The organism is Cognatiyoonia sp. IB215182, from assembly GCF_033963905.1.
Lineage (GTDB): Bacteria > Pseudomonadota > Alphaproteobacteria > Rhodobacterales > Rhodobacteraceae > Yoonia.
Genome location: NZ_JAXBMB010000002.1, coordinates 71,360 through 85,239 on the forward strand (window position 1 = coordinate 71,360; position 13,880 = coordinate 85,239).

Consider the following 13,880-nt stretch of genomic DNA (forward strand, 5'->3'; position numbering starts at 1 on the left):
TGAAGCATCCGGCTTTGCGTATGCGCACCAGCCTGTTCGCGCCAGTCGTGCCAGCACCAATCCCGATAGGCAAGCAGTCGCGGCAACTTTGTGGATTTATCAAATCAGTCGGTGCTTCTCTCAATGCAAAGAAGGCGCCAAACGATGCTGATCGTCTCGAACGAAAACGCCGCCCTGTTGGGCGGCGTCTTATTGTTAGACTGATGGCTCTGGTTCGAGCCCCGCATCAGGTTCGCGCGGCGGCTTTTTCGGTTTGGTTTTCGGAATGGCCGTGACTGACGGTGTGCCACCAGATGGTGGTGTCTCATCGGCATCGTCGCCTGCTTGTGGTGGCTCACCACGGATTACACGCTCAATTTCGTCACCGGTCAGCGTTTCGTATTCCAACAGGCCTTGCGCCAAACGCTCGAACTCTTCGTTGCGCTCCAGAATGATCTCACGCGCACGTTCATAGCCCTGCTGAATAAAGCTGCGCACCTCGTCCTCAATCAGCTCCTTGGTGCTGGCAGAGACCGACAGACCTGCCGTATTGCCCTGATAACCTTCATGGGCCTCGGCGTAGTCGATATTGCCCACCTTCTCGGACATGCCCCAGCGCAAAACCATCGCGCGAGCCAGTTGGCTGGCCTGCTGAATGTCACCAGCCGGGCCGTTTGAGACTTCGTCCTCACCATATTTGATGATCTCGGCAGCCTTGCCGGCCATCATCATCGCAAGGCGCTGATGGCACTCATCCTTGAACATGTTCAGGCGGTCCATCTCAGGCAAGCTCATCACCATGCCCAGCGCACCGCCGCGCGGAATGATCGTCGCCTTATAGACCGGGTCGCATTTCGGCAATGTGATCCCGACAATGGCATGGCCTGCCTCGTGATAGGCCGTCATTTCCTTTTGTTCGGCGGTCATGACCATCGACCGACGTTCCGCACCCATCATGACCTTGTCTTTGGCCGCTTCGAAATCGACCATCGTGACAAATCGCCGCCCAACACGCGCCGCCATCAAGGCAGCTTCGTTTACAAGGTTGGCAAGGTCAGCGCCGGAGAAGCCGGGTGAGCCGCGTGCGATGATGCGCAGGTCGACATCGGGACCCAGAGGGATTTTGCGGGCATGCACGCCGAGGATCTTTTCACGCCCTTTGATGTCGGGGTTCGGCACGGTCACCTGACGGTCGAAACGACCGGGGCGCAGCAAAGCAGGGTCAAGAACGTCACGGCGGTTGGTCGCAGCGACGATGATCACACCTTCATTGGCTTCAAAACCATCCATCTCAACCAGAAGCTGGTTGAGCGTCTGTTCACGCTCATCATTGCCGCCGCCGTAGCCCGCACCGCGGGATCGACCCACAGCATCAATCTCATCGATAAAGACGATACATGGCGCGTTCTTTTTGGCCTGTTCGAACATGTCGCGGACACGTGACGCTCCGACACCCACAAACATTTCGACAAAGTCAGAACCGGAAATCGTAAAGAACGGCACACCCGCCTCGCCCGCAATCGCGCGTGCGAGCAGCGTTTTACCGGTACCTGGAGGGCCTACGAGCAGCGCGCCTTTCGGGATCTTGCCGCCCAAGCGGCTGAACTTCTGCGGGTTCCGCAGGAACTCAACAATCTCTTCGAGTTCTTCCTTGGCTTCATCAATACCCGCCACATCATCAAATGTGACGCGCCCATGCTTTTCGGTCAGCAATTTTGCCCGCGATTTGCCAAAGCCCATCGCGCCACCTTTGCCACCGCCTTGCATGCGGTTCATGAAGTAAATCCAGACACCAATCAGCAAGAGGAATGGCAACAGGCTGACGATAAAGGATTGGAAAACAGAGGTTTCCTGGCTACGGGCAGAAACCGGCACATCCGCCTCGATCAGCAGGTTTGTCACCTCCGCATCCTGCGGCATGATCGTTGAATAGGTGCGTCCGCCTTCCTCAAACCGCACATTTTCGCCGTCAATCACCACGTTGGTGACCCGGCCACCTTCCACGGCTTCGACAAATTCGGAATAGCTGCGAGCCTCTGAGTTGGCTGATCCGGGGGGGCTGCTGAAAAGGTTAAACAGCGCCAGCACCATCAGGAACAGGACGACCCAAAAGACCATGTTACGCGCGTTGCCCAAGGGAAAAACTCCTTTGATATCGGGAAATGAGGCGACAGAGTCGCCGCATAAGCGTTTCATCTAAAATAGAGGCAAAACGTTAATCTTCAATGCGCAAACGCATGTTGATGGAAATCCGCGGCAATCTGTGCGGACCATCCGTTACGTAAACCGGCAAAAGGGGCGGCGATCAGTTCATCTCCATGCCAAATGGCCGGTGTTGCGATCAGTGATGTGCGTGGCAAACCGACCTCGCGCCATTCAGTGCAATGATGGATGCCGTCACCAAGGGCCCGCACGACAAGCGTGTGGTCATGGGGTCCGTCGATGGTCCAACGACCATCCCAAAGCTCTGTCGTTTTGCACGCCAGATCGCGCACGGCACTATATTCGCGCGTGATCCGCCAATCATCCGCTTTGCGGGTGATCAGGCAGCCACCCATTGTGGCGCTTCCGTCGTTTTGCAGTGAGGCAACGATATCAAACAAGGTGCTTTGCCGCGGCGGGTAATCGGAACCGTTGATCCACGGGATTGCTGCGCGCCACAGGCGACGCTTGATCTCGGCTGGCAGAGGCCCCGTCAGGCCAAGACGCAGAACCAAATCACCCGCCTCTTGCACGATGTAGCGTCGCGCCTCGATCTGCGCATAGTGATCAAGCGCCAACCGCGCGCCGCGCATGGCATCGCTGACGCTGTTGAGCGCATCGACCGTTACTCCAAGATCAGACAGAATGCTCAGCGCCTTGCGTGCGCGGGCACGGTCAAAACTGTCATCGTCATTTGTTGGGTCCTCAGCCCAAGCAATACCGTGCCGCTGCAAATAGCTGCGCAATTCGGATCGGCTGTGGCCCAACAACGGTCTGGCCCAGGTGACGCCAAGACGATCAAACCGCGCATCCATCTTGGATAGCCCATCGGGGCCCGCTTTCCGGGTAAGGCGGATCAGGAAGTTTTCGGCCACGTCATCAGCCGTATGACCAAGCACAACGGCATCCACACCGCTTGTGGCGGCCCAATCGGCGATGAGGCGATATCGCGCATCGCGCGCCGCAGCCATGAGATTGCCTGCCCCAACCCAGCCGTCCCAGCGCAAGACATGGTGAGCGATGCCCAGATCGGCACATGTCCGGGCGACCAATGCAATCTCCGTTGCTGCTTCAGGGCGCAAGCCGTGATCAACGGTCACTGCTTCCAGCGCCAAGTCATCCGATTTCGTTAATTGGGCAAACACCTGTAAGAGCGCCATGGAGTCGCCGCCGCCAGAGGCGGCGACGGCCACGCGGGCGGGCAGAACAGGATCAAATGCCGCCCGCGCTGCGTTGAGCAAATCGTCATCGCGGATGTCGGATTGGGGGGTGTCGGCTACTGACATCCCAGATTTTGCATCGCAAGCTGCGCATCCGAGACGGCGGCATTGCCCGGAAAGCGGACGCCGACCTCTGCAAGGGTCAAACAGGCATCCTGTGTCTGTCCGATTGACCCCAATGTCGTGCCCAGCTTGAACAAGGCATCAGGCGCCGTGCCACCGGTCGGGTCACCCGAAAACGCCTCAAGATAAGCGCGGGCGGCGTCGGTGAGATTGCCCAGCCCCTCAAGCGCCTCGCCGCGCAGGTAATTCGCCTGCGCCATCAGCGGGCTGCCCGGGTAGGTCGTGCCAAAGGACGCAAGCTGGTCAACGGCGCTGCGAAAGTCACCGGCGGCGAGCGCCTCCTGCGCCCGCTCAAAATCGCCCTGTTCGCCAACGGCCAGGGCAGGACCGCCTGTTGCCGGTGGTAGGTTGGCGGCTGGCACGCCCGCGCCGTTGTCCACACCGCCCAGCGACGGTGTGTCACCCAATTGGCCAATGTCACAATCGCTTTCCAACTCGCAGAGACGGAATTCAAGATCACCAATCCGGTTGGTGCCATCGACAGTGATGCGGTTGATCCGAAACTCCAACTCTTCGGACTTCGATGTCAGGCGCTGCAACTCCGCCTCGATCGCGTTCAGCCGGTCGAGCGGCGTGTTCCCGACGACGCCGGAATTCAGCCCACCTGTGGTGGACAATTCCCGGCGCAACCGTTGCACATCCACATAAAGCACCGTCAATTGTTGTCGGATGTCGGCCAGTGTCTCATCCTGCGCCACGGCAGGAAATGGAGTCATCAGCAAAGCGCAGACAAGGACAAGGCGGTGCATATGGGGCTTCCTTTGGTCTTGATCAGCTTGTGATAGCCGAGAATGACAGCACCGTCACCGCGCGACGGTTCTGCGCATAGCAACTTTCGTTTGAACAGACCTCAATCGGGCGCTCTTTGCCGTAGCTCGTGACTTCCAGACGGCTGGAGGGCACGCCGCGCGACACCAGATATTCACGCACCGCATTCGCACGACGGAAGCCGAGGGCGAGGTTGTATTCACGCGTGCCTTGCTCATCGGCATGGCCCTCAATGACCGCGCGATAGTCGGTGTTCGTCATCAGCCACTGGGCCTGGCCATCGAGGATAGATTTGCCCTGATCGGTGATGGTCGATTGATCGACTGCAAAGAGGACGCGATCCCCAATTGTCTGATTGAAGAATTGCGGGCTTGCCGGGTCACTGGCCGATCCGGCCAGACCGCCATCAGCACCCGCGCCACCAGCACCACCTGCACCGCCGCCAAAACGGTCCGGGTTGGTACAGGCCGCCGTAGCCAGAACCAGAAGCAAAACCGCCACCTTTTTGAGAATGTTCATCCGTTTATGTCCTGTTGTTATCTGCTCGTTTTGGCGCACTATAGCATGGCTTTTGGGTATGGGTAATCACACATCGTTACGGCTGCAATGGCCCCCATGATGGGTCTGAGCCCCCGCCCTGGATTGGCACCGCTTTGAGGTTCCGTCCTGAAATGTCGACAGAGTAAAGCGTTGAAGTCCCACCGGCCCCTTGGGTTTCGCGGCTGAACATGATGACGCGACCGTTGGGCGACCATGTGGGCCCTTCATCAAGGAAGGATGAGGTCAGCAGACGCTCTTCGGATCCATCCGTGCGCATCACGCCAATATGGAACCTACCCGCATTCTGTTTGGTAAAAGCCACTAGATCACCGCGTGGCGACCAGACGGGCGTGCCGTAGCGGCCTTCGCCAAAGGAAATCCGCCGCGCCTCACCACCATTGGCGGACATGATATAAAGCTGCTGGGTACCGGAGCGGTCGCTTTCAAAGACGATCTGGCTGCCATCGGGTGACAGGCTGGGAGCGGTTTCAATGGACGGGGCCGAGGTCAGGCGCAGGCTCTGCCCCGAACCGAGATCGGTGCGGTAGATATCCGTATTTCCCCCATTGGACAGGCTGTAGATCACCGAACGGCCATCACGTGAAAATCGTGGGGAGAACGCCATCTCACCCGGTGCGGTCGTCAATTGCTGGCGGCCCACATTGGCAACGTCGAGCACGTTGATCCGGGGAAAGCCGGACTCAAAGCTGGTGTAAAGCACCCGGTCTCCGTTAGGAGAAAAACGCGGAGCGAGTACGATGCTGCTGCTGTCAGTCAAGAACTGCACATTGGCCCCGTCATAATCCATGACGGCCAGACGCTTGAGCCGGTTATCCTTGGGCCCGCTTTCCGAGACAAACACAACGCGGCTGTCGAAATAGCCACCTTCACCCGTGATCCGGCTATAGACGGCGTCTGCCACCTTGTGCCCCATGCGCCGCCAGCCCGCGATGGTGCCTGCAAACTGCAAACCCTCACCCAGTTCCTGGCCTGAGAACACATCATAAAGGCGGAATTTGACGACCAGTTGCTGTCCGCTGACAGTCACCGCCCCGGTGATCAGGGCCTGCGCGTTGATCGCGCGCCAATCAGGAAAGGCGATGGGCTGCGCGAAAGAGGACACCTGAGAGATAAAGGCCGTTGCTGGCACTTCGCGGAACAAACCAGTCCCCGCAAGGTCCTGCGCCACAAGGCGGGAGAGATCAGAGGCCACCTGCTGCGCCTGCGGGCTTTCCGCCTCGAAACTCGGCACCGCAAAGGTGATCGGTTCGATCACGCCGTCGGTGATCGTCAACCGCAGCGGTCCGTTTTGCGCCAAAGCGGGCCCCGCCAAGAGCAGCACCACCAGAAATGCCAGAATACGTTTCATCATCTTCGCCTCACTCCGCCTGTCCGGGTTCGTCCCGAAACGCGTTTACCTTTTCTTCTTAGCAGGCGGATGAAACGATTTCACCTCACCTACGCGTGTCTTTGCCTATCGTAGCCGCATGCCACTTGGATCAAACGTGATTATGACATCCTGCCATTGGTCATATTTATCCGCTGGCAGTTGATAGCCACCCGACTGGCAGCGCAGGATCGCCCGGCGAGCTGCTTCAAATGCCGTGTTCGTAGCACTTTGATCCCCATCAGACGAGAGAAGTCGCACCTCGTTACCACGCACCGTACCATCGCGTTCAAGACTGAAACCCACTTCGACAGTGACACGCGCGGCCACCGATCCAGGATCAACATTCCAGCACCGGTTCACTGCAATCCGGAAACTGTCGCGTTCCGCCCCTGTCATCGGCGGCCCAGCGGGAACGGCTGGGGCTTCAGCCGACTGATTAGAAAGCGCGTCTGCCAAGGCAGTGGCCACATCTTGGTCACTCGTTTCAGGCTCCGGCGCGGGATCGGTTTCTGCCGCTTGTGCAGGCTCCTCCGCAGACGGTGCCGGGCGGCTCGGGCGAGCAACAGGACGCAGAGAGGTTGTTGGTGCCAGATCGGCGATCCCGATTTGTGTTGCGGATTCGGGAGGTGCTGTTGGCTCTTGCTCATCCTCAACGACCTCTGCCTCCGCTGTATCGTCGGGCACAACTTCCTCGCGCACCACATCATCCACCCGCGCATCCGGCGGGGGCGGTTGGGATGGGGTTGATGTGATCCGCTCCGCCTGTGGCGGTGTCGGTTCATCGCTCACCTCAACGTCAGGCGTCGGCGGTGGCGCTGGTGGCGGTGCGGGAACTGCAGGAGGCGCATCGGCGACATCCGTCTCGACCGGCGCAGGCGGCTGAGGTGGTGGTGCCTCGCTGGGTGGCGGTTCGACCGGTTGGGGTGGCTGTGGTGGAGCGGGTGGCGTGTCTTCAACGGGCGGTGGTGGCAAAGTCTCATCAATCACAGGTGCCACGGGCGCGGTCGGCTCTGCCTCCCCCGGTTCGGGGGTCGATCCAGCGCGCAGTTGCTCAAACTCCTCACCGCTCAGGACCGACACAGAGATATCGTCAAACACCAGCGGCTCGGATTGAAACCCCCAGCCGAGGATAAAGAGCGTGATCAGCCCCGCGTGGCCAATGCCCGAAATATAGGTGCCGGGGCTCCACATCGCCTAGCCGTCAGCGCCGTCCACTGGGGCCACATCTGTCACAAGGCCGATATCCGAAAAGCCACCCGCATTCAGAAGGCCCATGATCTCGGCCACGCGGTTCCAGTCGTTGCGGCCATCGGCGCGCAGGAAGATCTTGTCGCTGGTCCGTTCCGCCGCGATTGCCTGCAGGCGCGCGACCAACTGTGCCTCTTCCACATCCGTTTCCTGGATCATGACGCGGCCATCATTGGTGATTGTCACGGTTAGCGGTTCTTCTTCATCACCGGGCAGCGCCGTTGCCGCCGTTTCGGGCAATTCCACCGGGACACCGACGACCGACAATGGCGCCGCCACCATGAAGATGATCAACAGCACCATCATCACGTCGACAAACGGGGTCACGTTGATCTCTGACATCGGCTTACCGCGGCGCGACCTGCGGCGACCACGTCTGCCCCCGTCCCCGCCTGAATTCATCACTCCCGCGCCCATGTCAGCTGTCCAACTGCCTGCTCAAAATCGTGGCGAACTCATCGGCGAAAGCCTCGTACCCGCTCACAATCGCATCACTATCAGAGCTGAGCTTGTTATAGTATATCACCGCCGGGATCGCGGCGAGCAGCCCAAGCCCCGTGGCCAAGAGCGCCTCGGCAATACCCGGAGCGACAACGGCCAGATTGGTGGTCTGCGCCTCCGCAATCTCGATAAACGCGTTCATGATGCCCCAGACCGTCCCGAACAGGCCCACGAAGGGCGCGGTCGATCCAACGGTCGCGAGAATAGGCAGGCTTTTCTGCAGACGCCCCGCTTCCTTTGCGATGGCCACATCCATAGATCGGTCAATCCGCGACGTCGCATTTGCGATCAACCCACCGTCATCAGTATGGGATCGCTCCCATTCTTGCATGCCCGCGACGAATATCTTCTCGGACGGTCCATCGGGATCGCGCCCAATCTTGGCGTAAAGGCCATCCAAAGGGTCACCCGACCAGAACGACCGGTCAAAGATATCCGCTTCGGCCCGGGCCTTGCGATACTGGATTGTCTTGTCGATGATCACGGCCCAGGTCCAGATGGACGCGACGACCAGCATGATCATGACGATTTTGACAGTGATCGTGGCGCGCGCGAAGAGCGCCCACATGGTGAATTCGTGTGCTGCTTCCATTGACCTGCTCTGCCTGTCGGCCTCGTTTGAGGCTCATATTGCGGCAAAGCGTACAGCATCGGCACGGGGAAATCCAACCAATCCCGCATCACATCTGCGAAAAAGCGGTGGGTTTAGTGGACCGAACGGCGGATCGCCGCTGGCAGGCGCGCAACTGCCCCCTGCGTGGTCAGGCAAACGACCGTCACATTGGCCGAGAAAAGCAGAATCTCGCCCCGCTTCACATCCTGGCGAAAGACCACGCGGGCACCGGTGATCGCATCCATCGTGCTTTCGACGACAAGCTGATCATCATAATGCGCGGGCGCGATATAGTCCGCCTCCACCCGGCGGACGGCGAAAACGAAGCCCTCCGCCTTCATCTCCACCTGATCGATCCCCATCTCCCGCACCCATTCGGAACGGGCGCGTTCGATGAATTTCAGGTAATTGGCATAGTAGACCAACCCGGCGAGGTCGGTGTCTTCATAGTAGACGCGGATGGGGAAAGTGTGGGTCATGATGGTTTTGTCACCCGTGCTTCTAGTCTCAGCGCATGGCTCGCGTCCTGCGCCATAGCTGGCATCACCGGGTCATAGGCCGCGCGGATCACATCGGCAATCTCTGGGCGCAAGACAGCCTTGCCGTCGATCATCGCAAGCGGCGGCATCTCATCGAAGGCCCTGTCGGACCAGAGCAGGATCGTCTGCACTGCTTGAGACAGGGCCAGCGTGTCCGCGCCAACGGCGCTCAGATGTTCGTCCATCCGCAGAAACACGAATGCAGCGCGAATGGCACCAGCCTCATCAAACCGAAAGATCCTGTATTGGTTCGCATCCGCCGCCTTGAGCCGCCCGACAAGCGGCACAAGGTCGGGCACAAGGCGATCCAGGTTCGGGACCGCTGCCAGTTCATCCCAATCGGTGCAGAAAAACACCATCAGATTGGCGCCCAGTTCCGGATCGGTTTCGGCCATCTGGTGGCTGGCAAGAGTCACAACGGCCTCAATCGCGCCCTTAAAGACGGCGAGGGTCGCATCATCGACACCAAAAACCACCGGCACGATCGGCCGACCCCAGCGGGCAAAGACGTACTCCCCGTCACCGCGGGTGAACAAAGGCGCTACATCTTTCATCATCTCGCCAAAAATACTCCCGCCGGAGGCTCCCCCACCTCTCAATCAAACAAATCCGTCTGCGACTTTGGTGGCGCGATCCCCAGATGCGCCCAAGCCGCCTGCGCCAGCATCCGACCCCGGGGCGTGCGCTGGATCAGACCCTTCTGTAGAAGGTAAGGCTCAATCACGTCCTCCAGACTGTCACGACTTTCCGAGAGGGCTGCTGACATCGTCTCTACCCCAACGGGCCCACCGCCATAGCTCTCCGCGATCAGGCGCAGATAGCGGCGGTCCGCATTGTCGAGACCCATATGATCTACGCCCAACCGGGTCAGCGCCCGGTCTGCGATCTCCTGCGTTACGGTCCCATCACCTTCGACAATTGCGAAGTCGACCACCCTGCGCAGCAAACGGCCCGCGATCCGGGGCGTGCCCCGCGCGCGTTTGGCTATCTCGGCGGCCCCATCATCAGAAGCGGGTGCGCCCATGAGACGCGCACCGCGTGTAACGATCTGATGGAGTTCATCGTTGGTGTAGAATTCCAGCCGTGTCGGGATGCCGAAACGGTCACGCAAAGGCGTGGTCAAAAGGCCCATCCGTGTGGTCGCCCCCACAAGCGTAAAGGGCTGCAACTCAATCCGCACGGTCCGCGCGGCAGGCCCTTCACCAATCACCAGATCCAGCTCAAAGTCTTCCAGCGCCGGATACAGCACCTCTTCCACTGCCGGGTTCAGCCGGTGAATCTCGTCGATGAAAAGCACGTCGCGCGCTTCAAGATTGGTCAGAATCGCCGCCAGATCGCCCGCTTTGGCCAGAACCGGCCCGGACGTCATACGGAAATTCACGCCGAGTTCCCGCGCCATGATCTGTGCCAGCGTCGTCTTGCCCAGCCCCGGCGGCCCGTGGAAGAGCGCGTGATCCATCGCCTCACCCCGCCGGCGCGCGCTTTCAATGAAAACCTTAAGATTGGCCCGTGCCTCGCGCTGCCCGATGAACTCATCCAGGCTTTGCGGCCGCAAAGCGCGGTCCGCATCATCCGGCTGCGGGCCGGGACGCAATGTGGGATCAGGTTGGGTCACAGCGTTCTCCAGCAAAGACGGCCTGAACGGCGGATGAGCACGTCATCCCTACCCTTTCGGCGCGAGCAGCTTCAAGGCCGCGCGGATCAAAGCAGGCGTGTCTGCTTCTGGTGCTGCGTTCAGCGCCTCGGCCACCGCCGCCGCCGCATCGCCTGGCGCGTAACCCAAATTCGCCAAGGCCGACAGCGCCTCGGCCTGCGCTGGGTTTGTTTGGGTCGGGCGCGTCGTTATCACCACATCAGCCTCAATCACATCACTCTGCACAGCCTCAACCGCTGCACCACCCATCGCCATTACCGCCGGTGCCTTGTCTTTGAGTTCAATCGCGACGCGCTGCGCCGTCTTCGGCCCGACACCCTTCGCCTTCGCAATGGCGTTCCAATCCCCCAACGCAATTGCGCGGCTCACACCCTCTGCACCAATTGTGCCCAAAATCGCCATCGATGCCTTCGCACCGATCCCCTGCACGGACATCAGCAAACGGTGCCACTCCTTTTCCACAAGCGTGGCGAAGCCAAAAAGCTGCAAATTGTCTTCCCGGACAAGAAGATCCGTGTAAAGCGCCACCGCCTCACCATTCCCTGGCAATCCTGCCATCACACGGTCGGACACGTAGACGACATAACCAACCCCGCGCACATCAATCAGCACATGGTCGGCACCACGATAATCCAATCGCCCCGAAATCTTGCCAATCATGCGCCCGCCTTCGCCAATGCTTGCGCGAGCGTTCCTGCCGATTGCAGATGATGCGCATGGCAGATCGCAATCGCCAAGGCGTCGGCCGCGTCAGGACCGGCGATCTGGGTACCCGGCAATTGCAGATTCACCATATGCATGATTTGCGTCTTATCCGCATGTCCGACCCCAACGACGGCTTTCTTGACCGCATTCGGTGCATATTCCCCAATAGTCAGCCCCGCCTGTGCCGGAACCAGCATCGCCACACCCCGCGCCTGGCCCAGCTTCAGCGTACCGGCCCCGTCCTTGTTGACGAAAGTCTGCTCAACTGCCGCTGCCTCGGGCGCATATGCGTCGACGATGTCGGACAGTTGCTGATGCAATGACAAAAGCCGCGCCGCCAGATCGTCACCCGAAGAGCGGCAGATTCCGTTTGCAACATGCGCAATCCGCGCACCGGACACCGCAATCACCCCCCAGCCCATGTTGCGAAGCCCAGGGTCGATCCCCAAAACACGCATCGCTCGCCTCTTTTGTTCTTTTCTTCAGAAATGGTTAGCACAAAAGGCGAACAAAAACCAAGGCACTTTCAAGGCACACGATATGCGACGGACCTGAGAAGCAGTGTCGAAACCGTCATCCGAACGTCGAAAAGCGACACGATTAACCCTTTGTAAATAATGACTTTACGGCCAAATACGCCCAAAAATGAGGCATGATGAAAACGCATATGACCCATGCTGAAATGTCACTGGTCGGCAGGAAAAAACGTACCTATTTGCGCCCTATCAAACAACGCAGCATTGCTGCACAGCACAAGGATGATGGCCATGGCCGCTTTTGACACAACCCGCCCCTCTGTTGGCCTCTCCGCAGGTCGTATTTCTTCCGTATTTCTCGCAGCGTTTGCAGCTATTGCCGCTTGGAACGATGCACGGATCACACGCAACTCGCTCACAAAACTGACAGAGCGTGAATTGGCAGATATTGGTCTGACCTACGGTGACATCGACGAGGTTGCGCGCCTCGCCCGGCGGTAGACGCTTCACGTAACACCAAAAAAAGCCGCGCAATCCTGCGCGGCTTCTTTTACGCCCTTGGCGTCAGTTACTCAGCGAAAACTGTGCCAAACCCCTCAGCAATAAACTTGGTAGCGGGGTCAGCCTGCATGATCCAGCCACCGGCCTGTTCCATCACGCTACCCTGCTGCAAGGCCACCACACGTTCTGCATATTCTTCTGTGCCAAGTGCTGCGTACACAGCCCCTTTGAACAGAAACCCAAGCACAATGATCGCCAGCAAGCCCTTCAGCGGAAACCGCGGGCGATAAACACGTGGGCGGGCGACGATCAATCCATCGGACGTCACTGTCTTTACAGCACCAGAGCTTTGCATACGATCGTGACGGCGGACGATCCGCTTGAGACGTTTATCGAATGGAACATGGGCTTGCGCCATGACATCCTCCACAACAAATGAAATAACTAATAGTTCTGTTGTTCACGAGATGATGTCACGAAACAAGTTATTTTCCTATTACACTAACCAAAAGAGCTTAGACTGGTGGGTTTTTGCCCATGAGGAGCGTTGTCCAATCAACAATTTCCTCTTTTTCGAGCAGATTGAACCCGTTTCGTTGATAAACACCAATCACATCCTCCGCCTGCTCGTTCAGAATACCAGAGAGAATCACATATCCGTCATCTGCCGTAAAACGTGCCATATCGGGGGCCAGATCAACCAAAGGCCCCTTTAAAATATTGGCAAAGACCAGATCGAATGGCGCGTGTTGCTGCAAGGCAGGTGCTCCAAAACCCGCGCCAGTCACACATTCCACGCGGCCCGCCAGCCCATTTGCTGCCACATTTGCCATCGCGACTTCGACCGCAACAGGGTCAATGTCGCTGGCCAGAACCGGATCGGGTAAGACCTTGGCCGCAGCCATGGCCAAAACGGCCGTGCCGCACCCAACATCCACGATCTGCCCTCCGCCAAAACCCTCATCCAGAAGCCAGTCGAACGCCCGTAGACAGCCAAGCGTCGTCCCATGATGCCCGGTCCCAAAAGCCATCGCAGCCTCGATCAGCAGGGCATGTTTGCCTGTGGGCACCTTGTCCGCATCATGCGCGCCATAGACGAAAAACCGCCCCGCCGAGACCGGTGGCAGATCGCGCTGGACCTTGGACACCCAATCCTGATCGGGAACCTCCGAGATCGTGAAGGGCTTTGCGTTGTGCAGTGCGCTCAGCACCGCCAGTGCCGCGGCATCGGGATGTTCTGAAAAATAAGCGCCAACCTCCCATAAGCCCGAGCCATCCTCGATCTCAAAGACACCAATACCCGTAGGTTCCGGCATGATCGCCTCCAGCGCATCTGACAGCGCATAGGCGGCGCTTTCGCCGGAAAGGGTGGTGAGCGCGGTAAATGTGGTCATCACGAATGATCCTTTGAGGTCAGCGAC

17 protein-coding genes are annotated in these 13,880 nt (G+C 59.1%); 2 read left to right on the plus strand and 15 right to left on the minus strand.

Annotated elements, in window-relative coordinates; translation table 11 throughout:
* Positions 1 to 195 precede the first annotated feature (195 nt).
* The 13 genes from ftsH to ruvC all read right to left on the minus strand — a co-directional run bounded on the left by ftsH (position 196) and on the right by ruvC (position 11,940).
* Positions 196 to 2,097: an ATP-dependent zinc metalloprotease FtsH gene (gene ftsH / locus SLH47_RS03935; RefSeq protein ID WP_320238549.1), complete on the minus strand. Its 1,902-nt coding sequence runs from the start codon at positions 2,095 to 2,097 to the stop codon at positions 196 to 198.
* Positions 2,098 to 2,201: 104 nt separating this feature from the next.
* Positions 2,202 to 3,467 carry a tRNA lysidine(34) synthetase TilS gene (gene tilS / locus SLH47_RS03940; protein WP_320238054.1) on the minus strand — a complete coding sequence of 422 codons (1,266 nt, stop codon included), beginning with the start codon at positions 3,465 to 3,467 and terminating at the stop codon, positions 2,202 to 2,204.
* Positions 3,458 to 4,240 (minus strand): tol-pal system protein YbgF, encoded by a 783-nt coding sequence (gene ybgF / locus SLH47_RS03945; RefSeq protein ID WP_320238055.1) that lies wholly within the window; start codon positions 4,238 to 4,240, stop codon positions 3,458 to 3,460. The genes tilS and ybgF overlap by 10 nt, the downstream gene beginning before the upstream one ends.
* Before the next feature lie 55 nt (positions 4,241 to 4,295).
* Positions 4,296 to 4,811 (minus strand): peptidoglycan-associated lipoprotein Pal, encoded by a 516-nt coding sequence (gene pal, locus SLH47_RS03950; protein WP_320238056.1) that lies wholly within the window; start codon positions 4,809 to 4,811, stop codon positions 4,296 to 4,298.
* Positions 4,812 to 4,887: 76 nt separating this feature from the next.
* On the minus strand, positions 4,888 to 6,204 hold the full coding sequence (gene tolB, locus SLH47_RS03955) for a Tol-Pal system beta propeller repeat protein TolB (RefSeq protein WP_320238057.1): 1,317 nt from the start codon (positions 6,202 to 6,204) through the stop codon (positions 4,888 to 4,890).
* A 102-nt stretch (positions 6,205 to 6,306) separates the two neighbouring features.
* Positions 6,307 to 7,413 carry an energy transducer TonB gene (locus SLH47_RS03960; RefSeq protein WP_320238058.1) on the minus strand — a complete coding sequence of 369 codons (1,107 nt, stop codon included), beginning with the start codon at positions 7,411 to 7,413 and terminating at the stop codon, positions 6,307 to 6,309.
* A 3-nt stretch (positions 7,414 to 7,416) separates the two neighbouring features.
* Positions 7,417 to 7,887: an ExbD/TolR family protein gene (locus SLH47_RS03965; RefSeq protein ID WP_320238059.1), complete on the minus strand. Its 471-nt coding sequence runs from the start codon at positions 7,885 to 7,887 to the stop codon at positions 7,417 to 7,419.
* Between the two features lies 1 nt (position 7,888).
* Positions 7,889 to 8,563 carry a protein TolQ gene (tolQ, locus tag SLH47_RS03970; RefSeq protein WP_320238060.1) on the minus strand — a complete coding sequence of 225 codons (675 nt, stop codon included), beginning with the start codon at positions 8,561 to 8,563 and terminating at the stop codon, positions 7,889 to 7,891.
* A 113-nt stretch (positions 8,564 to 8,676) separates the two neighbouring features.
* Positions 8,677 to 9,063, minus strand: a complete 387-nt coding sequence (gene ybgC, locus SLH47_RS03975) for a tol-pal system-associated acyl-CoA thioesterase (RefSeq protein ID WP_320238061.1) — start codon at positions 9,061 to 9,063, stop codon at positions 8,677 to 8,679.
* A complete protein-coding gene (locus SLH47_RS03980) occupies positions 9,060 to 9,677 on the minus strand; it encodes a hypothetical protein (RefSeq protein ID WP_320238063.1) in 618 nt (205 codons plus the stop codon). The genes ybgC and SLH47_RS03980 overlap by 4 nt, the downstream gene beginning before the upstream one ends.
* 41 nt (positions 9,678 to 9,718) lie before the next feature.
* Positions 9,719 to 10,738, minus strand: coding sequence for a Holliday junction branch migration DNA helicase RuvB (gene ruvB / locus SLH47_RS03985; RefSeq protein WP_320238064.1), 1,020 nt, complete (start codon positions 10,736 to 10,738; stop codon positions 9,719 to 9,721).
* Positions 10,739 to 10,786: 48 nt separating this feature from the next.
* Positions 10,787 to 11,437, minus strand: coding sequence for a Holliday junction branch migration protein RuvA (gene ruvA, locus SLH47_RS03990; RefSeq protein ID WP_320238065.1), 651 nt, complete (start codon positions 11,435 to 11,437; stop codon positions 10,787 to 10,789).
* Positions 11,434 to 11,940, minus strand: coding sequence for a crossover junction endodeoxyribonuclease RuvC (gene ruvC, locus SLH47_RS03995; protein WP_320238067.1), 507 nt, complete (start codon positions 11,938 to 11,940; stop codon positions 11,434 to 11,436). The genes ruvA and ruvC overlap by 4 nt, the downstream gene beginning before the upstream one ends.
* Before the next feature lie 197 nt (positions 11,941 to 12,137).
* Between ruvC and SLH47_RS04000 the strand changes: the two genes are divergently transcribed.
* Positions 12,138 to 12,263: a hypothetical protein gene (locus tag SLH47_RS04000; RefSeq protein WP_320238068.1), complete on the plus strand. Its 126-nt coding sequence runs from the start codon at positions 12,138 to 12,140 to the stop codon at positions 12,261 to 12,263.
* On the plus strand, positions 12,250 to 12,459 hold the full coding sequence (locus SLH47_RS04005; RefSeq protein WP_320238069.1) for a DUF1127 domain-containing protein: 210 nt from the start codon (positions 12,250 to 12,252) through the stop codon (positions 12,457 to 12,459). The genes SLH47_RS04000 and SLH47_RS04005 overlap by 14 nt, the downstream gene beginning before the upstream one ends.
* Before the next feature lie 67 nt (positions 12,460 to 12,526).
* Here the strand turns inward: SLH47_RS04005 and SLH47_RS04010 are convergent, their stop codons facing one another.
* Both SLH47_RS04010 and SLH47_RS04015 read right to left on the minus strand, forming a co-directional pair.
* Positions 12,527 to 12,877, minus strand: a complete 351-nt coding sequence (locus SLH47_RS04010) for a hypothetical protein (protein WP_320238070.1) — start codon at positions 12,875 to 12,877, stop codon at positions 12,527 to 12,529.
* Between the two features lie 97 nt (positions 12,878 to 12,974).
* Complete coding sequence (locus SLH47_RS04015; RefSeq protein WP_320238072.1) at positions 12,975 to 13,853, minus strand: 50S ribosomal protein L11 methyltransferase; 879 nt, start codon at positions 13,851 to 13,853, stop codon at positions 12,975 to 12,977.
* Positions 13,854 to 13,880: the final 27 nt, after the last annotated feature.